Annotated in this window: 19 protein-coding genes, 1 tRNA gene and 1 pseudogene; 12 read left to right on the top strand and 9 right to left on the bottom strand. The window is 73.2% G+C overall.

Annotation, left to right across the window (positions count from 1 at the left end; translation table 11 throughout):
- Positions 1–29: 29 nt before the first annotated feature.
- Both B0I33_RS25075 and B0I33_RS25070 read right to left on the bottom strand, forming a co-directional pair.
- A complete protein-coding gene (locus B0I33_RS25075; protein ID WP_106181334.1) occupies positions 30–1091 on the bottom strand; it encodes a cobalamin-independent methionine synthase II family protein in 1062 nt (353 codons plus the stop codon).
- Between the two features lie 97 nt (positions 1092–1188).
- The gene (locus B0I33_RS25070; protein WP_219927260.1) at positions 1189–1908 is read right to left on the bottom strand and encodes a DUF6008 family protein; all 720 of its coding nucleotides are present in this window, start codon (positions 1906–1908) and stop codon (positions 1189–1191) included.
- Positions 1909–2087: 179 nt separating this feature from the next.
- On the opposite strand from B0I33_RS25070, the gene B0I33_RS25065 reads away from it, so the two are divergent.
- Positions 2088–2176: transfer RNA gene (locus B0I33_RS25065), tRNA-Ser, on the top strand.
- Positions 2177–2343: 167 nt separating this feature from the next.
- Here B0I33_RS25065 and B0I33_RS25060 read toward each other — a convergent pair.
- The gene (locus tag B0I33_RS25060; RefSeq protein ID WP_106181333.1) at positions 2344–2802 is read right to left on the bottom strand and encodes a winged helix-turn-helix transcriptional regulator; all 459 of its coding nucleotides are present in this window, start codon (positions 2800–2802) and stop codon (positions 2344–2346) included.
- An 82-nt stretch (positions 2803–2884) separates the two neighbouring features.
- Here B0I33_RS25060 and B0I33_RS25055 point away from each other — a divergent pair, with 82 nt between their 5' ends.
- The 9 genes from B0I33_RS25055 (at position 2885) to B0I33_RS25015 (ending at position 11093) form a co-directional block, all read left to right on the top strand.
- Positions 2885–4078, top strand: a complete 1194-nt coding sequence (locus B0I33_RS25055; protein ID WP_106181332.1) for an MFS transporter — start codon at positions 2885–2887, stop codon at positions 4076–4078.
- 117 nt (positions 4079–4195) lie between these two features.
- Positions 4196–4681 (top strand): SRPBCC family protein, encoded by a 486-nt coding sequence (locus B0I33_RS25050; RefSeq protein WP_106181331.1) that lies wholly within the window; start codon positions 4196–4198, stop codon positions 4679–4681.
- 120 nt (positions 4682–4801) lie between these two features.
- Positions 4802–5134 carry a YciI family protein gene (locus tag B0I33_RS25045; RefSeq protein WP_245901041.1) on the top strand — a complete coding sequence of 111 codons (333 nt, stop codon included), beginning with the start codon at positions 4802–4804 and terminating at the stop codon, positions 5132–5134.
- Positions 5131–6342: an RNA polymerase sigma factor gene (locus B0I33_RS25040; RefSeq protein WP_106181330.1), complete on the top strand. Its 1212-nt coding sequence runs from the start codon at positions 5131–5133 to the stop codon at positions 6340–6342. Before B0I33_RS25045 ends, B0I33_RS25040 begins: the two co-directional genes overlap by 4 nt.
- Positions 6343–6408: 66 nt before the next feature.
- Positions 6409–7242, top strand: coding sequence for an alpha/beta fold hydrolase (locus B0I33_RS25035; protein WP_106181329.1), 834 nt, complete (start codon positions 6409–6411; stop codon positions 7240–7242).
- 214 nt (positions 7243–7456) lie between these two features.
- Entirely contained in the window at positions 7457–7717 is a 261-nt protein-coding gene (locus B0I33_RS25030; protein WP_106181328.1) for a hypothetical protein, read from the top strand.
- A gap of 7 nt (positions 7718–7724) precedes the next feature.
- On the top strand, positions 7725–7970 hold the full coding sequence (locus B0I33_RS25025) for a hypothetical protein (protein ID WP_106181327.1): 246 nt from the start codon (positions 7725–7727) through the stop codon (positions 7968–7970).
- Positions 7971–7975: 5 nt separating this feature from the next.
- Positions 7976–10735, top strand: coding sequence for an FtsK/SpoIIIE domain-containing protein (locus B0I33_RS25020; protein ID WP_106181326.1), 2760 nt, complete (start codon positions 7976–7978; stop codon positions 10733–10735).
- Positions 10728–11093, top strand: a complete 366-nt coding sequence (locus tag B0I33_RS25015) for a hypothetical protein (protein ID WP_106181325.1) — start codon at positions 10728–10730, stop codon at positions 11091–11093. The genes B0I33_RS25020 and B0I33_RS25015 overlap by 8 nt, the downstream gene beginning before the upstream one ends.
- A 112-nt stretch (positions 11094–11205) precedes the next feature.
- On the opposite strand, the gene B0I33_RS25010 is transcribed toward B0I33_RS25015, so the two are convergent.
- From B0I33_RS25010 to B0I33_RS30755, 5 genes are all read right to left on the bottom strand, one after another.
- Complete coding sequence (locus tag B0I33_RS25010; protein ID WP_342750087.1) at positions 11206–13536, bottom strand: endonuclease/exonuclease/phosphatase family protein; 2331 nt, start codon at positions 13534–13536, stop codon at positions 11206–11208.
- A 136-nt stretch (positions 13537–13672) separates the two neighbouring features.
- Positions 13673–14119, bottom strand: a complete 447-nt coding sequence (locus B0I33_RS25005) for a limonene-1,2-epoxide hydrolase family protein (protein WP_106181324.1) — start codon at positions 14117–14119, stop codon at positions 13673–13675.
- Positions 14120–14243: 124 nt separating this feature from the next.
- Positions 14244–15512, bottom strand: coding sequence for a GTPase (locus B0I33_RS25000; RefSeq protein WP_106181323.1), 1269 nt, complete (start codon positions 15510–15512; stop codon positions 14244–14246).
- Positions 15509–17320, bottom strand: a complete 1812-nt coding sequence (locus B0I33_RS24995) for a dynamin family protein (protein ID WP_106181322.1) — start codon at positions 17318–17320, stop codon at positions 15509–15511. Before B0I33_RS24995 ends, B0I33_RS25000 begins: the two co-directional genes overlap by 4 nt.
- 85 nt (positions 17321–17405) lie before the next feature.
- Positions 17406–18857, bottom strand: a complete 1452-nt coding sequence (locus tag B0I33_RS30755) for an IniB N-terminal domain-containing protein (protein ID WP_106181321.1) — start codon at positions 18855–18857, stop codon at positions 17406–17408.
- A gap of 266 nt (positions 18858–19123) precedes the next feature.
- Between B0I33_RS30755 and B0I33_RS24985 the strand changes: the two genes are divergently transcribed.
- Both B0I33_RS24985 and B0I33_RS24980 read left to right on the top strand, forming a co-directional pair.
- On the top strand, positions 19124–20374 hold the full coding sequence (locus B0I33_RS24985; protein WP_106181320.1) for an Hsp70 family protein: 1251 nt from the start codon (positions 19124–19126) through the stop codon (positions 20372–20374).
- Positions 20375–20379: 5 nt separating this feature from the next.
- On the top strand, positions 20380–22827 hold the full coding sequence (locus tag B0I33_RS24980; RefSeq protein WP_106181319.1) for a LuxR C-terminal-related transcriptional regulator: 2448 nt from the start codon (positions 20380–20382) through the stop codon (positions 22825–22827).
- 10 nt (positions 22828–22837) lie between these two features.
- Here the strand turns inward: B0I33_RS24980 and B0I33_RS30570 are convergent.
- Positions 22838–23004, bottom strand: a pseudogene (locus B0I33_RS30570) (transposase family protein); the annotation flags it as partial.
- Between the last annotated feature and the right edge of the window lie 24 nt (positions 23005–23028).

The raw sequence follows: 23028 nt of genomic DNA, 5'->3' as shown, positions 1-23028 counted from the left end.
AGAGCGAACACGCGAAACAGCGTTTGCCTTCAGAAGCCGAGTTTCTCGGCCGCCATGCGGGTGCCCTCGACCCGGGCGCGGATCTTCTCGAACGCCGTGTCCCGCGACGTGGAAAGGTCGTCGGAGAACGGGGAGAAACCACAGTCGTCACAGGTTCCGAGCCGGTGTGGGGGTAGGTACTCGGCCGCCTCCAGCACCCGCTCGCACACCTCCTCCGGGGTCTCCACCCGCGGGGAGATCGGATCGGTGACACCGATGAAGATCAGCTGGTTCTCGTACGACACGCGCCGGATGATGTCCAGCACCCGGCGCCGGTCTGGCTCACTGGCGAGCTGGATGTAGAAACGGCCCGCACGCAGCGCGAACAGCTCGGGCAGCAGGTCGAGGTAGTCGACATCGAGGCTGTGGGTGGAGTCCTGGTCGCCGCCAGGGCAGACGTGGACGCCGATCCGGCGCCGGTCCTCGGGAGCGAACTGCTCGATGACACAGTTGTTCAGCCGGATGAAGTCGCGCAGCAGTTCCCGCGAGGGGTCGAGCTTGAGCGCGAGCCGCGCCTCCGTGAAGTCGATCTGCACCGAGTCGGCACCGGCGTCGAGGCACTGGCGCACGTCGCGCAGGCTCTCCCCGATGAGGTCAGTGAGGAACTCGTCGCGGCCGTAACCGTCGATGCCGTCGCCCGGGTACAGCAGGCTGAGCGCGGAGGGCGAGATCACCGCCTGCTTCACCGCGGCATCCGACCTGGCCAGCGCCTTGCGAAGGTAGCCGTCGGCGTACTTGCGGTAGCGGAACGGGCCGCGGGCGAGCACGGGCAGCACGCGAGTGTGCCCGTCCTCGAACGGGATCACCGGACCGCCCTCGGCGAGGTTGTCCGCACCCTCCAGCGGGTAGGTCAGGAAGCTCGACTTGGCCTGCTCGCCGTCGGTGACGACCGGCGACCCGGTCTCGGCGAACCGCCGGAGCGTGTCGTCGAGAGCCTCCTCGGCGATTCGCTCGAATTCCTCCGTGGACAACCTGCCTTCGGCGAACTCACGGTGGGCACGCACCAACGGCTCGGGCCGGGGAATGCTGCCAATAGGTTCCGTGGGGAGCACGACAAGCTACCTCCGTGGCGCTGTCGAAATTGGTGAATATTGGACGGATGCACACTTTACGAAACTTGACCACAATGGACAGGACACGATCGTGTGATCACTGGCTTTCCCCCGCGTTCGAGTGAACGGGTGCACGCTGCGGAGTCACCCGCCGCGCGCCGGACCACGATCCCGCGACCCGGTCCCGTTCGGCCCACAACAGGCAGAGCGCCACGGTGAGCACGATCGAACCGGCCACATTGGCCAGGAAGTGCCACCAGATGCGATACGTCCAGAGCGCCGGGCCCGGTTCGATCGTGCCGAACCATGTGGACAGTCCGACGGCAGGCCCGCCGAGCGCGACCGACACCGTGAGCACCAGGTGCTCCAGGCCGTGCAGCCCCTGCATCCACACGCCCATACGGGCCCATCGCCGCGCGCGGAAGGCGGCCGCATGCCGGGCCACGAGCGCGACCCCGACGAGACCGGCGAGGAAAACGACGTTGCCCGTCAGGTGCAGCAGCTCCATCCCCAGCGCATGCTGCCCACCGGCGAGCGCGTGGAAGCCACGGGCCAGACCGTCGCCCCACGGAGTCATCCACGCAGGTTCTTCCGGATGAAGCACCCAGTAAGCCGCCTGAGCGACGTGTTCCTGTACGTGACCGAGCTGGCCCACGACCCCGGCGGTGATCACCCCCGCCGCGACGCGCGGCAGCCATGGCGGGAGCGGCCCGCGGAGCGCGTACGCCAGCACACCGACGGCGACCCACATCGCGACGGCGTAGACCGTGAGCCCGGCAGCGCCCGCGACCTCCAGCACCGTGACCGAACCGCTCATGGAGCCCCCTCCGCAGTCCCCTCCGACCGGAGCAGCCCCGGCCGGACCAGGTCGCCCGCAGCCTAGGGGCGGCCCGCCCGGAACGCCCGGAACATCACCCGGCCGGGACCGCTCCCGCAGGTCGGGCCCGCTCGCCCCCTCCCCGATCGGGCGAGACCTGCCCTGATACCCTTTCCGGCGGAGGATTGGCCGAGCGGCCTAAGGCGCACGATTGGAAATCGTGTTGGGTTAACAGCCCTCACGGGTTCGAATCCCGTATCCTCCGCCAGCCAAGCAACCGGAACGCCGGGCAGCCGAAGAGTCGGCCGCCCGGCGTTCCGGTGTGCCGGGCCGCAGCGGGATCCCGCCTGACCGGCTACGGCCCGCTGGCACTCGGTCGGCCACGGCTTCGATGAGTACACACCCTTGGCGACCCGGCAGCGCGTCGGCGCCGGTTCACTCGCGCCCTCGCACCGAGGTCGTCTCACTCGTCAGGGGCCGCCCGTCCGCGGCCGCGGGGACGACCCGCGGAACGACGGCGCCGTGCTCGTCGACCAGGACCGAATGCGGCTCACCCGGTTCGAAGGCGTGGCGTTCACCCCACTGACGGAGCGTGACGATCACGGGAAACAGGTCCTCGCCCGCCGCGGTGAGCGCATACCTCCGGCGTTTGCCCGAGGGGGCCTCGACCTGGGTGATCAAGCCGTGCGCGGCGAGTTTGCGAAGCCGGTCGGTGAGGATGTTGCGGGCGATGCCCGTGCGCCGCTGGAAGTCGGTGAACGTGCGGGCTCCGTCCATCGCGTCCCGGACGATCAGCAGGCTCCACCGGTCCCCGATCACGTCCGCCGCCCGCGCGACCGGGCAGTTCGGGTCCGTCCACGCGAGGCTGCGCCCCGCCCCGTCGTCGCGTGCCATCACCCTCCAATGAGTTGCGCAATGAAACCATTCTGCCCTAGCCTACAAAGAGTTGCAATCTGAAACTGATTGGGAGGCGGCGGTGGGGCGAGGGACGAGACTGCTGCTGGCGTCGGTGTGCGGGGTGGCGGTCGCCGGTGTCTACGCCGGACAGCCGGTGCTGGGACCGCTGGGCCACGATCTCGGCGTTTCCCGCGACGCGGTCGGCTGGTTTGTGGCCGCCGGGCAGCTCGGCTACCTCGCCGGGCTGGTGCTGCTGGTGCCACTGGGCGACATGCTCAACCGCAAGAACCTGATCGCCGCGCACCTGGGGCTGGTGGCGGCCGGCCTGGCGGTCACCGCGGCCGCGCCGGTCGCCTGGGTGGCGTTCAGCGGCCTCGCCGTCGCGGGCGTGTTCGCGGTGGTGGTGCAGACCACGGTCGCCTACGCGGCCTCGATCTCCCCGCCCGGCGAGCGCGGACGCAACCTCGGCGTCGTCACCTCCGGGGTGGTGGCCGGCATCCTCGGCGCCCGGATCGTCACCGGGAGCCTGGCCGACCTGTGGGGCTGGCGCGGCAGCTATCTCGCGCTGGCGGTCCTCGCCGCCGCCCTCTGCGTGCTCACCCTCGCCGCGCTGCCCGTGGACGTCCGCACCGGTACCGGACGGTACGGGCAGGTCATCCGGTCCCTGGGCGGACTGTTCGCCCAGCCGACGTTCCTCGGCCGCGGACTGATCGCCTTCTTCCTCTTCGCCTCCTTCGGCACCCTCTGGAGCGGTATGGCGCTTCCCCTTGCCGACGAGCCCTGGCAGCTGAGCGAAGCGCAGATCGGGTTGTTCGGCATCGCCGGTCTCGCCGGCGCACTGGGCGCCGCCCGATCCGGCCGCTGGGGCGACGCCGGACACGCCGCCCGGGTCACCGGCATCGCGCTCGCCGTCCTGCTCGTCTCCTGGCTCGCGATCGGACAGCTCGGCTGGTCGCTGCTCCTGCTGATCGTGGGCGTGCTCGCGCTCGACTTCGCCGTGCAGGTCGTGCACGTCAGCAACCAGCACGTCCTCACCACCGCGTACGCCGACCGCACCAGCAGCGCGATCGGCGGATACATGGTCTTCTACTCCCTCGGCTCCGCGCTCGGAGCCACCGCCACCACCGCGCTGTTCGACGCCACCGGCTGGACTGGCCCCACCGTCCTCGGCGCGGCACTCGCGCTGTGCGCACTCGCCACCTGGGCGCTCGCCGGCGGCGGCAGGGGAAGGGACCAGCGCGGGAGACCGCGCTTGACAGCGGCAAATCGGTAAGTGCAGACTTACGGTTAGTTTAGACTTACGGAATCGCGGGTCGGTGGTCTCCGGTGCACGCACTCGCCGCGGAGCCCCGGTCAGCGGGCCGTCGAGCAGATCCGAAAAGGAGAGACGATGACGACCCAGGCCCAGAACACGACGGTGCGGACACAGGTCGTCGTGGAGACGACCATCGAGCGCGCGTTCGCGCTGTTCACCGAGCGGTTCGGGGACTTCAAGCCGCGGGAGCACAACCTGCTCGGCGCCGAGCTGGCCGAGACGGTCCTCGAACCCAGAGTCGGTGGCCACATCTACGACCGCGCCGTCGACGGCAGTGTGTGCCGCTGGGCGCGCATCCTCGCCTACGAACCGCCGACCCGGGTCGTGTTCAGCTGGGACATCAACCCTCGCTGGCAGATCGAGTCCGACCCGGACAAGACGAGTGAGGTCGAGGTGCGTTTCGTCGCCGAGACCGGCGGGCGCACCCGCGTGGAACTGGAACACCGCAACCTCGACCGGCACGGCACGGGCTGGCAGAGCGTCGGCGACGGCGTCGGCGGCGAGGGCGGCTGGCCGCTGTACCTGCGGCGCTACGCCGACCTGGTCGGTCAGGAGGACTGACCGGCGCCGACCCGGACCACGGCAGCACACCGCCGTCCGCGGGCATGCCGGGCAGCCGGGGGTGGTCCCGGTCTGCCCGGACCGTCTCCGGACCACGCCCGGCGGCCTAGGCTTCGTGGGGTGAAGTTCCTTCTGCTCATCTGCGGGGACACCCAGGCCTACGAGGCGATGCTGGCCGACCCCGACTTCCTGCCCGACTGCAAGGCGTGGGCGGCGGCGCGCGGTGACGCGGTGCTGCTGACCGGCGGCCTCGAGGCACCGGCCGACGCCACCACCGTCCGCGTGCGCGACGGCGAGGTGCTGCTCGGCGACGGTCCGTTCGCCGAGACCAAGGAGGTCGTGGCCGGGTTCAGCCTCATCGAGTGCGCCTCACGCGACGAGGCGGTCGAAGCCGCCCAGACCCATCCGGTCGCCCGCTACGGGACCATCGAAGTGCGGGCACTGCGACCTTGAGCGTCGACGCGACGGTCACCGCGCTGTTCCGGCAGGAATGGGGCCGGATCGTCGCCACACTCGTCCGGCTGGCCGGCGACTGGGACCTGGCCGAGGAGTGCGCACAGGACGCCTTCACGCAGGCGCTCCGGCGCTGGCCGACCGAAGGCACACCACCGAAGCCTGCCGCGTGGCTGACCACCACCGCGCGGAACAGGGCGATCGACCGCCTGCGGCGCGACGGCATCGGCACCGCCAAGCTGGCCGAGATCGCGGCCGCCGGGCCGGCCGATCCGCCGGAGCCGGACGGGATCGGTGACGACCTGCTGCGGCTGGTGTTCACGTGTTGTCACCCGGTTCTGCCGTTCGAAGCCAGGGTCGCGCTCACCCTGCGGGCGGTGGCCGGGCTGAGCACCGCCGAGATCGCCCGCGCCTTTCTCGTGTCCGAGGGCGCGATGACGAGGCGGCTCACCCGGGCCAAGGCCAGGATCCGCGCCGAGGACCTTCCGTTCCGCGTCCCGGGCTCGGAGGAGTTGCCCGGCCGGCTCACCGCGGTGCTGGGCGTGGTGTACCTGCTGTTCAACGAGGGGTACTCGGCCAGCGGCGGCGACGACCTCGTCCGGGAACGGCTCTCGGACGAGGCACTCTGGCTGGGCGGGCTGCTGGTCCGCCTCCTGCCCCGAGAACCGGAAGCCGCGGGGCTGCTCGCCCTGATGGAGTTGCACGACGCCCGGCGCCCGGCCCGGCTGGCCGCGGGCGAACTCGTCCCGCTCGAGGAGCAGGACCGCTGCCGGTGGGACCACGAGCGGATCCGTGCCGCCGTCACCGTGCTCGAGGACGCGCTCCGCCGCGGCCGGGCAGGGCCCTACCAGCTGCAGGCCGCGATCGCCGCCTGCCACGCCACCGCACCCTCCTTCGCGGCGACACCGTGGCCCGAGATCGCGGCCCTCTACGGCCGCCTGGAAGCGATGGCGCCGTCCGCGGTGGTGCGGCTGAACCGCGCCGTCGCCGTCGGGATGTCCGATCCGGACCGGGGCCTCGCCCTCATGGACGACCTCTCCGCCGCCCTGCGCGAGTACCACCTGCTGCCCGCCGCGCGCGCCGACCTGCTGCGCCGCCTGGGGCGGCTGCCCGAGGCGGCGGAGGCCTACCGGGCTGCCCTGGCGCTCGCCCCGACCGGGCCGGAACGCCGCTACCTGCGCCGCCGCCTCGCCGAGATCTCCCCGTGAGGCGCTGTCCGGTGGACGGGTCCCCGTTCGTAGGGAGGGCGAAGCTCAGCACAGAAAGGCGACCTCATGCACACGACACGATCGGCCGACGGCACCACCATCGCGTTCGACCTGCTGGGATCGGGCACCCCGATCGTCCTGGTGAGCGGCGCGTCCTGCACCAGGGGCGTACACGACGCGCTGGCCGGGCTGCTCGCGGACGGCCACACGGTGCTCAACTACGACCGGCGCGGCCGCGGCGACAGCGGGGACACCTCGCCCTACTCCGTGGACCGGGAGATCGAGGACCTCGCGGCCGTCCTCGGCGAGGCGGGCGGCTCCGCGGCCGTGTTCGGCAACTCGTCCGGCGCCGTGCTCGCGTTGCGCGCGGCCGCCGCCGGACTGCCCATCACCCGGCTGGTGCTCTGGGAACCGCCGTTCCAGCTCGACGCGGAGGCGCCCGAGCGGGCTCGCGCGTATCGCGCCGACCTGGCCGCCTGCCTGGCCGAGGGCAGGCGAGGCGACGCGGTGGCCCTGTTCCTGCGCTCGGTCGGGATGCCCGGGGAGATGCTGGCACAGCTGCGCCGGTCACCGGGCTGGACCGCGCTGGAGGCGGTCGCCCCCACGCTCGCCTACGACGCCGCGGTACTGGCCGACGGCAGGCCACCGGCGGAGCTGGCCGGGGTCGAGGTGCCCACGCTGGTCCTCACCGGCTCCGAGACCGGCGCGTGGGCACCGGCCGCCGCCGCGGCGCTGCTGGACCTGCTGCCGTCGGCCCGGCACACCGTGCTCGACGGGCAACGCCACGACGTCGCCTGGGACGTGCTCACGCCCCATCTCCGGTCCTTCCTCGACCAGGGAGTTTCCCGGCGCTCCAACGGTTCCGGGGCTCCGGACGGCGCGGCGGGAGCCTTCCGCTAGGGTTTCCAGCCGTCACGTGGAACGGGCTTCCCGGAGCACGGATCCGCGGACCACGCACTTCGAACGGCTGAACGCCGGACCACCCCAGGTCCGGCGTTCTGTCGTAGCGGGTGCGGGAAGTAACCGCATGTTCGCCCACCTGGAAGCTGTCCGGAGTCGCTCGATCACGTAGAGTGTCACCGAGACGTCCCGGCCTCATCAAGGAGTCCGCCCCATGCCCGGAGTGGAAGAGATCCGCGCGGGAATCGCCCTCGCGAACGAGAAGGCGTCCGCCAGTATCGCCGCTCTCCAGCAAGCCGCCCAGTCGCTCGAGGAGGCCCAGCAGACACTGGCCCAGGCGACCTCGGGCAGCACCCAGGAGGAGGTCAACCAGGCGCACGGCCTCCTCGCCGAAGCGCTGCAGGGCATCAACGGAACGCAGAGCACCATCCAGGCCTGTATCTCGTCCGCCGACGCCTACTCGGCACGGCTGTAGGGAAGCCATGTCACTCGACGCGCTGCGCCAGCTCCTGACCGCGGTGCACTCCGGGGTCGCCGACGCGCGTGCCCACACCGACCGGGCGAAGTCACTGCTCGAGGAGTCCCGGCGCGCGCTCGTCGATTCGCAGGCACAGGCCCAGCCGTGGTTGCCGCCGCAGCTCGCGCAGGCTCTCGACCAGATCGACGGCCACCACGGGCGGCTCACCGGCATCGGGGACCTGCTCGAGCGCTACCAGTCGAGGCTGTAGCGACCATGCGACGCAAGGCCGCCGAACGGCGCGGGCGCGTGGTGTCCGCGCTCGACCAGCTGCGGTACCGGCTGGGGCTGGCCCTCGGCGCGGCGCGCAACGCCCGCGCCGCCGCCGAGACCAACCTCGCCAAGCTGGAACTCGAACAGCTGATGGTGCGGGCCGGGATCGAACGGGCAGGCCAGGACCCGCAGGTCGCCGAGCGGCTGCGGGACCCGGCCATGGCCGAGGTGCCGACCTGGCTCGGCAGGGTCCGCGACCAGTTCTACGGCGAGTGGGCCGACGGACCGAGCAGGCTGCGGGAGCTCGTCGCCGCGAGCGCGCCCGGCCCGGCAGGGCGCCCACCCGGCGACTGGCTCGGGCGGGTCGGCACCCACGAGGGCCTCCGCCCGCCCGAGCTGTGGCGGATCGGATCCTCCACAGTGGACGGCTCGGCGGCCGGCCGGACACCGGGCACGGAGCTGACCTTCGACGTCGCCGTGCCGCTGCTCGACGAGTCGCACCTGTCGATCACGTCGGCGCCGAAGACCAGGGACACCGTCGACGCGCTCGTCGAGAACCTCCTGATGCGCGTGCTCAGCACGTTCGAGCCCGGCGCGGTGAAGATCCACCTGTGGGACGTCGGGCAGCTCACCGCGGTGCTGCCGAACTTCTACGCGCTGAGCCGCACGAGCGCGCTCACCGTGCACGACCCGACCCGGCTGGTGGACCTGCTCGACGAGTTCGCCGGGCACATCCGCCGCATCCACGCCGAGACCATGCAGGCCGGGTACAGCTCGCTGCGGGCGATGCGGCTGGCGACGGGCAGGCGCACCGAGCCGTGGCGCATCGGCGTCCTCTACGGAAACGGCGAGAACCTGCCACCCGAGCAGCTGCGCGATCTCAAACGCGTCGCCGCGAGCGCCCTCGACGCCGGCATCTCGCTCATCCTGGTCGACGTGCCCACCGTGCTCGGCGGCGCCGTGGAGACGATCAGCCTGTTCGACGAGCGGCGCGCCATCAGCAGCATGACCGGCACGGACCTGGTCGTCGACCTCGACCCGCCGCTGCCGTCGGGGCAGGTCGCCACCGCGGCCAAGCGGATCGCCGAGGCACTCGTCGCCAAGCAGGGCGGTCCCCGGTCGTTCGCCGACCTGCTGCCCACCGAGTACGGCCGGGAACGGTCCGCCCGCGAGCTGCGCGCGCCGGTGGGCTTCTACGAGGGCGAACCGGTGGAGGTGGTGATCGGCGACGCCACGCCGCACGCGCTGATCGGCGGGCCGAGCGGGTCGGGCAAGACGAACTTCCTCTACGCCCTGCTGGGCAGCCTCTGCGCGCGGTACTCACCGGACGAGCTGGCGCTGTACCTGCTGGACTTCAAGGAGGGCGTGTCGTTCGCCGGGCTCGCCCCCGGCCGCAGGGACGCCAGCTGGCTGCCGCATGCCCGGCTCGTCGGGGTGAACGTCAACACCGACCGGGAGTTCGGGCTGGCGCTGCTGCGCTTCCTCGCCGACGAGATGCGCAGGCGCTCGGCGGCGGCGAAGGACCACGAGGTGACCAACCTCGCCGAGCTGCGCGAGCAGGACCCCACCGGGCACTGGCCGCGGATCGTGGCCGTGATCGACGAGTTCCAGTACCTGTTCGCGGGCCGGGACAGCGTGACCGCGCTCGCCACGTCGTTGCTGGAGGACATCGCGCGGCGGGGGCGCTCACAGGGCATCCACCTGATCCTCGCGAGCCAGGACATCGCCGGGATCGAGGCGTTCTGGGGCAAGCCTGCCGTGTTCGAGCAGTGCACGCTGCGCATCGCGATGCCGAAGGCGCGCCGCGTGCTGGCCGAGGCCAACCAGGCCGCCGTCGCCGCACCGCGCTGGCACGCGGTGATCAACCACGACTCCGGGGTCGCGCACGGCAACCGGCTCGCGCACATTCCCGACGCCAGTGCGAAGGGGGTGTTCCCCTCGCTGCAGCGGGAGCTGTGGGAGCGCTTCGCGGGACAGTCGGAACCGCGGCTGTTCGACGGGGCGCACGCGCCACAGCTGGACTCCTCGCCCGCGTTCACCGGGCTGGGCCAGGCGGAACGGCCACTCGCGCTCGTCGGCCAGTCGATCGACGTGTCGGACACGGCACGCGGGGTCGAGCTGTCCGGCGCGCCCGGCCGGAACCTCGCGGTGCTCGGGACCAGCGCCAGGGAAGCGGTGTCCATACTCGACTCGGCTGCCCGCTCGCTGGCACGGCAGTACCAGCAGGGGGACGTCGAGTTCATCGTGTGCTGCCCGGTCGAGACGATCCTACCGAGGGCACGCGAGCTGACCGACCGGCTCGCTGGTGCAGGGCACAAGGCGGAGCTGCTGGACGCGGGTGACCTCGCCGACCGGTGCGCCACGCTGGCGGCCGAGCTGTCCGATGTGCGGACCCACCGGATGCTGGTGTGCTATGGGGTCGACGCCGCGCTGCCCGCGCTGGAGCAGAAGGCGCCCGGCCAGCAGAGCGGGCTCGACCACCTGCGGGTGTTGCTCAAGCAGGGTCCCGCGAAGGGCCTGCACGTGCTCGGCTGGTGGCGGGGCATCGCCCGGCTGAAGGACACGCTCGGCTTCGGCGGCACCGACGACATCGGCGCGTGGGCGGCGCTCGACGTCCAGGGCAACGAGCTGAGCCCGCTGTGCGCGGGGCAGGTCGTGCACTGGGCGCCGAGACCGGGCCGGGCCCTGTTCTTCGACCGGACGACGCACTCGTCACCGGAGGTCGTGATCCCGTTCCACCTGCCGGAGGCCGACGATGACTGACGACGCGACCGCCGCGATGCGGTACAAGGAGATCATCGGGCTGGCGCGGAAGGCGGCCGAGGACCTGCGCGCCTGGGAACGCCACCGGGCCGAGGAGCTCGACGTGGCGATCGGGGCGGCCGCCACCGAGGTCAGCGCCGCCGCCGAGCGGGAGCAGCGCGTCACCGAGCGGGTGGACCGCTGGTGGCGGATGGCGTGTGACAACGTGTCGCGGCTGTCCTGGCTGGACGCCGGTGAGCCGCCGGAGCCGGTGCCGTCCGCGCGCGGTGAGCTGCTGGACCGCTACGCCGAGGACGTGCGCCCGGCCTACCACGAGCTGACGCAGGCGATCCTGAACCTGGGCTGGCGCGCCCGCTGACCTCCCCGCGACAGCGCGGACGCAGTGAAGGCCACCTTGAGTGCGTTGAACGCAATCATGGTGGCCTTCACTGCGCGACAGCCCTGGCCGCGCCGCCGAGGGGGACGGTGGGTCAGCCGCGCGGGATGAAGCGGACGATTTGGGGGTCGTGGTCGCTGGCCTGCTCGGCGAACTCGGCGTTGATGTGCACCACGTCGTAGTCGACCCGCCGCGGCGCCCGCGACACCAGGATGTGGTCCAGCACCTGCGAGTTGCCCTCGTAGACGTAGCTGTACCGCTCGTTCTCGGGCAGCGTGTCGATCAGCGCCTCCAGCGCGCCGCCCTCGGTCAGCGTCCGCAGGGTCGGCGAGAACGGGAAGTCGTTCAGGTCGCCCGCCACGACCACGTTCGCGCGGGGGTCGGCCGCCAGCAGCTCGTCGACGAACCCGCGCAGCACGCGTGCCTGCCGCAGCCGCTGCTCCTCGGAATGCCGCGTGGGCGGCTGGAAACGGCCGTGCAGCGGCTGGTCGCCGCCCTTCGAGGCGAAGTGGTTGGCCACCACGAACACCGTCCGCCCGCGGAAGACGAACTCACCGGCCAGTGGCTTGCGGCTGTCCTCCCACGCCGGGTCGAGCGGGTCGACCCGGCCCGGCGAGATCGACAGCCGCGCACCGCGCCGCGTCCGCTCCACCTCGACCGCCGTGGTCGCGTCCCCGCCGGGGCGGTCCACGAACGACACTCGGTGCGGGTTGAACAGGAACCCGACCCGGATGTTGCCGCCCGGCTGGCCGCCGTCGGTGCGGTCCCGAGGGTCGATCTGGCGCCACTCGTACCGCGGACCGCCCGCGGCGACGATCGCGTCGGTGAACCGGCGCAGGGTCTCGTCGGCCGCCACCACGCCGTCGCCGTTCCCGGACGGCCCGTTGTTGTCCTGGACCTCCTCCAGCGTCACGATGTCCGGTGTGGCGAGGTGCTCGACGACGCCCTCGGCCAGCGCGTCGAACTTCGCCTGGGCGTCGGCGGCGAAGAGGTTCTCCACGTTGTAGGTCGCGACCGCCAGCTCACCCCGGCGCTGCTTGCGGGTGGTCTCCCGCTCGAGGCCGTTGTCCTTGACCTCGCCGAGCACGCTCGCGAGCAGGGTGTGCCCGCCGAACCGGTCGTACTCCACCGGACCGGACGTCACGCCGGTGAGCACGTCGCCGGTGTTCGCCGTCGGGAACGGACGCTGGGAGAACGGGATCAGCGACTCGATCTTGAGGATGCCGGTGTTCGGCCGGTCGTAGCCGAGGTACAGCGTGCCGCCACGGGCGCTGGGGTGCTCGTCCGGCTTCGTCGTGACGTACAGCTCGTTGTAGTCGGTGCTGCGGCTGACCAGCCGGACGTCGCTGACCTGCACCAGCTCGCTCTCGTGCGACTCCCAGAAGTCGAGCGCGTAGGTGCCCGGCCGCAGCGGCAGCTCCTCGATGTTGCCGCCCGGCTGCGGCGCCAGCGTGCCCGGCACGGTGTCCGGCCCGACGGCAAGCGGCTCGGGCACGGCACCGCCGCGCGACTCGACGGTCCAGCGCGCGCCGGTCAGCTCGGTGAGCGACTGGAAGTCCGAGGTCGCGGGGTTGTCCGGGTAGTACTCCTGGACGGTGCCGGTCACCGTCAGGGTGTCGCCGGGCGCCACGGCCGGGGTGGTGGAGCCGGTGTAGACGAACAGCGCCTCGCTGGTGCGGGGGTCGGTGTCCGGGTCGGGGTCCTGCAGCCAGAACCCGCGGCTGGAGCCGAACGTCCGCAGGGCCGTCACGACGCCGGGCACGGACACCAGCTCGCCGTCGAGCGGGGAGAGCCGGGTCGTGCCCTGTACTTCGTAAATGCGCGTGGCCACCGGCTCGGGCTCCGGGCCGCCGGTGGTGTCGCCCGCGGCGTTGGTCGGCGTCGGCTCGCCCGCCGCGAAGTCGGCGGCGTTGTCGTCGGTGTCGGTGAGCGCGTCGCGGGCCACCGACGCGGTGTTGCTCGCGCCGGGCACGGGTGCGCCTTCCCGGACCGTCGCGCCGCCGTAGCCGACGAGGTCCACGATCCTCGGCTCGGCCGCGCAGCCGGCCACGGTGCGGCAGGTGAGCGGCTCGGTTCCGGTGACGAGTGCGACGGTGCCCGAGGAGGCGCTCATCGCGATGCCGCCCGTGGCGTCCGGCGTGGGCAGCTCCACCGTCCCGGCCGCGCCCCTGCCCTCGGCGACGAGGTAGCGGCCGCCCGGCTCGACGCCGCCGGTGAGCGGCGTCGACTGCCACCGGCTGCTCGCGCTCGGCGACCCCGGCAGGTACTGGACACTGAGCCCGGCGAGGTTCACCGTGGTGGCGCCCGCGTTGGCGAGCTCCACGAAGTCGTTGGTCAGGGTCGCGCCCGCATTGCCTCCACCGCCGTAGACCTCGGCGACGACGGCCGCGGTGCTCGGTGCGGCGCCGGCACCCGGCGCGGTCACCAGCGCGAGGGTCGCCGCGAGCGCGGTCCCCCCAGCAATGGTCGCTCGACGTAGTGACGAGGTCACTCGCTGTCCTCTCGTCGTGGGATGATCCGCAGATCATTACCCAGACGAGTGAACGCCGGAAGGCTCCGAACTAACGGTTTTCCGCGGGTCGCCGTCGCAGTCGTCCGGAGACGGTCTCCGCGAGCGCCCGCACACCGCCCCTGGCGCTCGACGCGAGCACGGTGGCCCAGTCGAAGTAGTCCCGCCACAGCACGATCCGCCCGTCGCGCACCTCGAACGTGCCGCAGACCCAGAACCGGGCGTTCCACCGCCCGGCGGCCAGCACGTCGGTGCGCTCGGTCAGCACGACCTGACCGTCGGCGGCGATGTGGTGCAGCTTCGCCTCGAACCCGGAGCCGTACTTCGCCATCGCGCGCAGCTGCTTCTCGAACGCGCGGATGCCGCGCGCGGGCGGCAGCGGGACGTTCTGGTACACGATGTCGGGTGCCGCGTAGGTCAGGGCCGCGTCGACGTCGAGTCGTTCCAGGGCGGACAGGAACGCCCGTACGGTCTCGGTCGGGCTCGCGGGCTCGGACATGCCGCCTCCCTCGCTCCAGGTGTGCCGTGTTCCCGACGCTACTCGCCGCGTGCACGGCCAGGAACACCGAGATCAGCCCATCCCGCACCGGCATCCGGAGCCCGACCTCCCGGACCCGGCACCGTCACGAGGTGGCGAGCGCCTCGCAGCTGCGGATGACCACCGCGGCCGCGCGGCGCTCCGCCGCACCCAGCAGCGGGTTCCCGGCGTACTCCTGCCAGCGCCGCAGCGCGCCCACGGCCTCGTGCCGCAGCGCGGGCCCCGCGGCCTCGGCGGCCTCGAAGCCGAGCCGGGCCGACGCCTCCCCGCCGTAGCCGCCGACCAGCCGGAACGCCTCCTCGGACAGCTCCTCGGGGAGGCGCACCCGGCCGGTCCGCAGCGCCGCGATCAGCCGCAGCTCGCGGAACTCGTGCGCCCCGGCCACCGTGCGCTCCAGCTCGGCCAGCAGCGGGCCCGCCGCCGGGCGCGGTTCCATCCGCAGCACGACCTCCAGCCCGATCAGCGCCGACCGCGCCTTGAGCACGTCCGCGCGGTCGGTGAAGTACAGCTCGACCGCGTCCCGCAGTTCGCCGAGTCCGCTCCGCTGCAGCAGCTGCGCCGACAACGCGGCCTGCCCCCGCGCACCGCGGCGGACCAACGTCGTCGCCAGCCGCACCCCGAACAGCCCGAAGCGCTCCAGCAGCGCCGCGCGTGCCTCGTCGGCGGCGAACCGGTCGGCCGAAAGCAGCAGCGGGTCGAGCTCCTGCTTCGGCAGCGCGGCCAGTGCGGCCAGCAGTTCGAACTCGTCCTCCCGCAGGGTCCGCCCCGCGCACGCGGCGAGTCCCGCGACCGGCAGCACGTCCTGGCACAGCCCGGAAAGCCCGGGTTCACGCCGGTGCCTGCGGGCGATCTGCCGCGCGGAGACGATCGCGTCCACCCGGCCGCCGCCGAGCTCGTCGGCCCTGGACAGCACACCCAGCGCGGTCACCGGCGCCGCGCGGGCGACCGGATGGTCCTGCACGGCGCGCAGGAACGCCAGGTCCGCGTCCTGCGGGTGCCGCATCAGGTAGAGCACCGCGTCGGCCTCCATGCAGATGCCCTCGACCACCCGCGACTCGGTGTCCCGGTCCACCGGCGGGGTGTCGAGCAGCAGCAGCTCCTGCCGCGACCGGCTCTGCCGCACCTGGTACCAGGACAGTTCGGTGTCCGGAACGCCGGGCTCGGCAACCAGCTCACCGGCGAGCGCGTTCACCACCGTGGACTTGCCCGCCCGCGCCGGGCCGACGACCGCGAGCCGCACCGGGTCGTGGAAGCGGGCGAGGTGCCTGCGCAGCCAGGCCGTCGCCTGCGGACTGTCCCCGTACGCCTCGAGGGCGCGGTTCAGCAACGACCAGGTGACCTCTGCCAGGCTCACGCCGTCAGCCCACGGACGGTGCCTGCCGCGGTGAGCGACTGCGCCCTCCTGCGCAGCGACGTCAGCTCGTCGATGCTCTTGCTCAGCTCCCGCACGCGGGCGGTGCGCTGCGCGGTCTCGGTGTCGATGACCTCCTTGATCCGCTTCGCCGACTCGGTGATCTCCACCCGCAGCTCCTGCGCCACCGCCGTGCACCGGTCGCGCAGGTCACGGTGGATCATCCGCACGGTGTCCTTGCTCTCCTTGCCATAGATGAGGAAGAAGTCGTCGACGTAGCGGTGCGCCGCGGTGCGCGCGGCGGACTGGCGGCGCTTGAGCCGGTTGCCGCGCTCCTCGAACACGCTCTTGGCACCGAACGCCGCACCGGCGCCGATCGAGATCGGGTTGATCAGCGACATCCCGGCCAGCGTGGTGGCCAGGCCGAACATCAGCAGGCCGCTGTAGGAGCCACGCATCCCGACGAACAGCTTCTGCCCGACGCCGAACCGCTCGATGGCCGGCCTGCGCAGCTCCCCGACGTGGTCGTCCAGCTGCGTGCTCTCCAGCCAGCGTTCGCGCAGCGATCCGCTCCCCCGCGGCGCGACCTGCCTGGCGATCTTGCGCGCGATCCATTCGAAGCGGTCGAGCAGCCAGTTCGAGTTCGTCTCGGCGACCGCGCGGAGGTTCTCGTACATCCACTCGGCGAACTCGTCCCAGTCCTTCGCCGGGTCCGCGACCTCGAAGTACTCGTCCACCTCGCGCAGGATCCGGCGGGTGCGGTCGCGCAGGTCGAAGTCGAGGTCGGCCACCAGGTCCGCCACCTCGTCGGAGAGCAGCGTCTGCCAGCGCTGGGACTCCCGTTGCAGTTCCTCCAGCTTGCGGCCCGCGGCCCGCCAGCGTGCGGTCAGCTCGTCGGTGTCGGTCTCCTTGGCGGCGGCCAGCCGCTCCCGCAGCGGTGCCGTCAGCTGGTCGGCGGTCAGCCGCGTCAGCGCCGCCACCGAGCGGCGGCGCAGCAGGTCGGCGTGCCCGATCAGGTCCCGGTGCAGGTACTGCACGAGCGCGCCGAACCCGGACTCCTCGTTCAACGCGGTGTCGCCCGCGCGCGCGGCGGCGAGCCGCAGGGACGCCGAGACCGGGAGCACGGTGACGGGCAGCCCGCCCCGCGCGAGATGGGCCTGGTTGCGCTCCGCGACCCGGCGCCAGCCCGGCACCATGTCGATCTTGGTCAGCACCACGACCACGGTCGGGCAGAGCGCGCAGACCCGCGTAAGCAGGTCGAGCTCGGAGCTGGACAGTTCCTTCGTCGCGTCGCTGACGAGCAGCGCGGCGTCCGCCTGCTGGAGTGCCGCGAGCGCGTTGCGGGTGTGCCGCGCGGTCGGCGCGCCGACCGGCGGTGTGTCGATCAGCGTGAGACCCTTCGCCAGCAGCTCGCGGGGGAGCCCCACCTCCGCCCTGACCACCGTCTCGTCGGCGTTGGCCCTGGCGGCCGCCGACTCGATGGGCACGGGCCGGTGGCCGGGCCCCTCGATGGCCCGAGCCTCGTCGTCACCACCCGTAACCAGGGTGGCGACCGGTTCGGACGCGTGCCGGATCACGACGGGCGCCGTGGTGGTGAGGTCGTCACCCACCGCGCACACCGGGGCGTTCAGCAACCCGTTGACGAGCTGGCTCTTGCCCTGGCTCGGCTCGCCGAAGACGAGCACGCGCACCCTCGGTTCCACCAGCTGGGCGCGGCGGACCCGGAGGCGGTCGACCAGGTCCTGGCGCTCGTGCGCAGCGCACGCCCGGATGGTGTCATCCAGCACGTCGAGCCAGGGCGAAGCCATCATCGGAGCGACAGTGTGCCCTGTTCACTCTGCGCAGTGAAGGCCGGGCCCGTGATTCACACGAGCCCGGCCTGTTACCGCAGCGAGATCACATACCGAGGTCGAACGAACCGGACGACTCCTGCGAGGCCTCACCCTCCGCACTCGGCTGGCCGAGGCCCTGGGCGCTCAGACCACCGAGCGGGCTGGAGCCGACGGCATCGGTGACCGGGTTGCTCTGCAGGCCCTCGGTGACCTGCTCCGCGCCCGGCAGGTCCTGCGGCGCGGGCAGCGGGTTGGCCACCGGCAGGTCCGACAGGCCGCCCGGGATGTCGGTCGGCAGCTCCGTGGGCAGGTCCACCGGCAGGTCACCGGGCACGTCGGCGGGCAGGTCCGCGGGGACGTTCGCGGGCAGGTCCGCGGGCGCCTCCGTGGGCAGCGACCGGGCGTCCGCCACGTCGCCGACGTTCGGCAACCCGGCGGGAACGTCGGCCGGGAGGTCCGCCGGGACGTCGGCGGGCACGTCGACCGGCAGCGAGCCGGCGTCCGGGGTCGGCAGCGACGGCATGGCCGGAACGCCGAGCGGCGCGCTGTCGGACACGAAGCTGGCGATGGTGCCCGCCGCCGACTCGCTGCCCCGGTTCAGGGCGTCGGAGTCGAGGGCCTCCGCGAGGTCGCCCGTGGTGTCGAACTCGGGCATCGACGGCGTGGTCGGGTCGCCGCTCATCTCGACGCCGTAGGTGCCGAACGGGGTCTCGGTGGAGCCACCCGCGGCGAACGTCTCGGCGGAGCCGGCCGCGCTGCCCTCGAAGGCGAGGCCCTCGGCGCCCGCGGCGGCGCCACCGGCGACACCCTCGGTGCTCGCGGCACCGAACGCGGTGCCCTCACCGTGGTCGGAGGCGAAGCCGAGGCGGCCGACACCGCCCTCCGGGCTCACGTCGAGCGAGCCGGAGCCGTTGGACAGCGCGTTGTCCCAGCCCGCGGCACCGCCGGTGCTCTCGAGGCTCGCGCCGCCCTCGCTGGAGAACACGCCGGTGAGCTCCGACTCGGAGTGGTTGGCGACGTTCACGCCGTCGGCACCGCCGGTGCCCGCGGCGGAGAACTCGCCCGCGTCCGAGGTGGCGGTGGCCGCACCGGAGACGCTCTCGGTGGTGCCCGAGAGGGAGCCGGCGGCGCTGAACAGGTCACTGGTGTACGAGCCGGTGCCGCCGAAGCCGTCGGCGCTGCCGTGCGACGCGAAGCCGAAGGAGCCGGTGTCGGCGTCGGAGCGGCCCTCCCCGGCCGCACCGGCGACACTCTGCAGCTGCTGGATGGCGCCCTCGAGGCCCTCGGCGCCCGCGGGCAGCTCACCCAGCGCGGACTCGAGCGACCCGGCGTCCGGCAGCTGCGAGCCGTCGGCGTACTCCATGACCAGCGGAACCACCTCCTGCACATCCTGCGCGGTGATGTCGCTGAGGCCGGCGCCGGCCAGGGCCTGCGCGGGGTCCTCGGCGAACGCGGACCGGGCGGTCGCGTCGTTCAGCAGGTTGAGCACGAAGTCGTGCAGGGTCTGTTCCGACATTGTCAACGAATTCTCCTCATGTGGATGAAGTCTTCCCCCGGGGCGCGCTGCGCCCGGCAAGGAACGGTAGGCGCGGCGGCGGGCCGGGGCATCGGGGATCGCGCCGGGACCGTCCCCCAACCCGGGTCGGCGCGGCGCACCGGCCGCGTTAGGGGATTAGGGGATCGGCGCCGCGCGCGGCTCGGGGCTGTCATTCGGGTGTACCTCTTTGGTACGAAAGGAGTCACCTTTCCGGGTTGCCGAGAGACCGTGAGGAACCGCCGAGCATGCGCCACGTCCTGGGGATCGATCTCGGCGCCACGCGCACGACGGCCGCGGTGTGCCGGTGGCGGGGCGGGACGTGGTCGGATCCCGAGGTGGTCCCCCTGCAGGCGGGTGCGCCGTGGGTCGACTCCGTCCTGCACGTCTCCCCGGAAGGCGGGTTGCTCGCCGGGCAGGCCGCGCTGCGGCACACCACCACCGAACCGGAGCGCATCGCCCGCGGCTTCCTGCACCGGGTCGGCGACCCCGTCCCGTTCGTGCTCGGGGACACGTCCTATCCCGCCGAGGCGCTGGCCGCGGGACTGATCGGCTGGGTGGCCGACGGGGTCGCCGAGGCGGAGGGCATCGCGGCGGAGCGGATCGTCGTCACCCACCCGCCGGGGTGGTCCGCGTACCGGCGCGGGCTCCTGCACCAGGCGCTGGACGAGGCCGGGTTGCCCGGCGTCCTCGCGCTGCCGAGCCCCATCCCGGCGGCCGAGAGCCACCTCGCCACCCACGACATGGCGGTCGGGTCCGTCGTCGCGGTGTGCCGGATCGGTGGCGAGCACCTGGAGACGGCGGTGCTGCGGCGTGGCCCGTACGCGTTCGAGCTGCTCGCTCACGACGAGCCGCCCGAGCACGAGGCCGGAGCCCACCTGGACGACCTGCTGGTGCGGCATGTGCTGGACCGCGCGGGCACCGACTCCGCCGACCCGGCGGCGATGGCCCGGCTCAGGGCCGCGTGCGCCGCCGCGAAGGAACGACTGTCGCTGGTGCCCGAGGTGGTCGTGGCCGAGGGCGTGCAGGTGACGCGGGCCGAGTTCGAGGCCCTGGCGAGGCCCGTGCTGACCGCGGCGGTGAGCCGGCTCGAACGCATCGCGGCGGGAGTGCCCGCCGACCAGCTCGCCGCGGCGGTCCTCGTCGGCGGCTCCGCCCGCATCCCGCTGGCCGGTGAACTGGCGCGGGCTATGCTCTCGGCCCTGCCGTGCCCCGTCGTGGTCGACGACGACCCCGGCACTGCCCTGTGCCGGGGAGCCGCGCGGGCGGCCCGGCCGCGGACCGAGCCCGCTCCACCACCCCCGGTGGAGGCGACCTCGGGTTCGCTCGTCACCGTGGGGCCCGAGCTGCCCGCCCTGTTCGGCGACGCGGACCTGGACGACCTCGGGCCGCCGCCGGAACGGCCGCCGGTGGAGATCACGCCGCTGGAGCCGCCGCGGCGGCGGTTCTCGCTGTCCCGCAGGGCCGCTTCGAACGACGAACGAGACGAGGACCGCTAGCCACCGTGATCGCCACTCAGACCGAGCTCGTGCTGGACGAGCCGACCCGCGAACTGTGTGCCGCGGTGGCGGCGGGCAGGCTCGCGCCCGCTCGCCTCGCCGTGGTGGCACCCGGCGGGTACGGCAAGACCGCGCTGCTCGATCACCTGGCCGCGAGCCGCACGCGTGCGGGCGGGTCGGTCGCCTGGTTCGGCGAGGGCACCGACGGCACCGGAACCGCCGACCTGGTGCTGGTCGACGCGGCGCACGAGCTCGGGGACGCCCAGCTCGCGGAGCTGCGGCGGCTGGCCGGGGACGATCGGGCCGGTCTGGTGATCGCGGCCCGGCCGTGGCCCCGGCCCGCGGAGCTCAACCGCGTACTCGGCAGGCTGCGGGCACAGGTGGTCCTCCGCCCCTTCGACCGGGCACAGACCCGGTCGGCGCTCGGCCGGGAGCGGGAATGGCTGACCGACTTCGTGCACGCCGAGACCGGCGGGGTGCCCGGTTTCGTGACCCGGCTGGGGCACGCGCTCGCCGCGCGACCGCGCCGCGAGGTGCCCGCCGCCGCGCTCACCGGGTTCCGCGCCGAGCTGGACCGCATGCCACCCGACGTGCTCCGCGTGCTGCTGGCGGTGGACGCGGGGGCCGGACTCGACGCGGATCTCCTCGGGGCGCTGCTGGGCCGGGAGCACGACGACGTCGCCGAGCTGGTGGACGCGGCACGCGCGACGGGCCTGCTCTCGCACGACGGCACGCTGCTGCCCGTGGCCGCGAAGGCGCTGCGCGCGGCGGTGCCCTCGGACCGGCGGCAGGGCGTGGCTCGCCGGCTGGTCCGGCTCCAGCTGGAGCGGAGTGGTCCCGTGCTGCCGGTCGTCCGCTCGCTGCTGGGCGCCGGACTCACCGGGCCGGAGCTCGCGAAGGGGTTCGAGGCCGCCGCGGAGGAGGTCGCCACGACCGAACCGGCGCTGGCGGCGCGGTTGTACGAAGCGGCCGTCGACGCGGGCAGCCCGCCGGGCGCGGTCGGCGCGCGATGGGCGGAGCTGGCGGCCAGGGCCGGTGACCTCGACACGGCGCTGCGGCTGGCCGACGAGGTGGTGGCCGCGGGGGACGCACCGGATCGCGCCGGTGGAGCCAGGGTCGCCGGCACGGCGCTGGCGTTGCGCGGGCAGCTGGCCCGCAGCGCCGAGCTGTTCCGCTGGTCCGGCACCACACTGTCCACTGTGTATGCCGCCATCGGGTCGCTGGGCACCGGCCGCCTCGCCGAGGCGCGGCAGCTGCTGGAACGGCCGGCCTCCGGCGAGCCGCCGACGCTGCTGTCGGGGGCGATGTCGGCGACCGCCCGCGCCCTGCTCGACTCGGTGTCGGCCACCCCGACAGCCGCGCTCTCCGCGCTGGTCAGCGCGGCGGAGACGCTGGAACCGGTCGCTCGCTCGGCACTGCTGCCGGACAGTCCGGCCGCGCTCGGCGCCGTGGTCGGCCTGCACTGCGGCGAGCTGGGGATCGCCGAGTCGCTGCTGGAACGGGCGATCGCGGCGGAGTGCGGCGGCGGCACGCTCGCCGCGCGGCACCGGCTGCTGCTGGCGTGGATCGCCATGGTGCGCGGCGACGCCGAGCTCGCGGGCGAGCGGCTGCGGGCCGCGGGGGAGGAGCTGGCGCCCCGGGACTGGCTGTTCGCCGTGGGGCTGCGGGTCGGCCTCGCCCGGCGGGCGAGCGACCTGGCGGCGCTGCGGCTCATCTGGCGGGAGGCCTGCGAGGCGGTGATCCGGCATCCCGCCGACCTGTTCACGATCCTGCCGTTCGGCGAGTTCTCGGTGGCGGCCGCCCGGCTGGGTGACCGCGACCGGCTGGGACACCGCCTTCGGCAGGTGTGGGACCTGCTGCACGCCCTCGGCGACCCGCCACTGTGGACGGTACCGCTGCACTGGAGCGGGCTGCACGCGGCGATCATCGCGGAGCGCCAGGACGAGGCACGCGACCACGTCGCCGCGCTGGCCGCCGGAGCGGACCGGGGACCGTACTTCGCCGCCGTCGCCTCGGCCGCGGAGTGCTGGCTGCGCGTGATCGCGGGCGATGTCGACGCCGAGCGCGTCGAGACGGCCGCCCGTGGCCTGCACGACGCGGGTCTGTGGTGGGACGCCGCGCGGCTCGCGGGTCAGGCCGCGATCCGGACCACCGACCGCAAGGCGATGGTCGCGCTGCTCGACAGCGCGCGGATGCTGCAGGGCAGGCCAGGCCCGGCCGCGCCGGGCGACGCCGTCGCCGCCACCACGGGCAGCGCCAAGCTCAGCGAGCGGGAACTGCAGGTGGCCGAACTCGTGGTCGCCGGGCGGACCTACAAGCAGGTCGGCGATCAGCTGTACATCTCGGCGAAGACCGTGGAGCACCACATGGCCCGGATGCGGCAGCGGCTCGGCGCCACCAGCAGGAGCGACCTGCTCGCCCAGCTCAGGGCCCTGCTCGCCGCCCGAGAGTGAGCGATCCGTTTTCGTGGCGAGCGCCGAGAAGCGCGAGCGAGGCCCACACCAGCCGACCGGCCGGATCGCGATGACCGGCACGTTCACGCCATGCCGTTTGTGCTTACCTGAGAAGAACGCGCGGTCATAGCCCGACGCCATGCCGACCCGGTCAATCGAGATCAGGGTGCCGTCGACGCCTTCGCGGACATAGCGGAACAC

Origin of the sequence: Prauserella shujinwangii (genome assembly GCF_003001955.1) — a bacterium.
In the GTDB taxonomy this organism is placed as follows: Bacteria; Actinomycetota; Actinomycetes; order Mycobacteriales; family Pseudonocardiaceae; genus Qaidamihabitans; species Qaidamihabitans shujinwangii.
The sequence above is the reverse complement of the archived record's forward strand: the minus strand, read 5'-3'. Positions and strand labels throughout refer to the sequence as shown.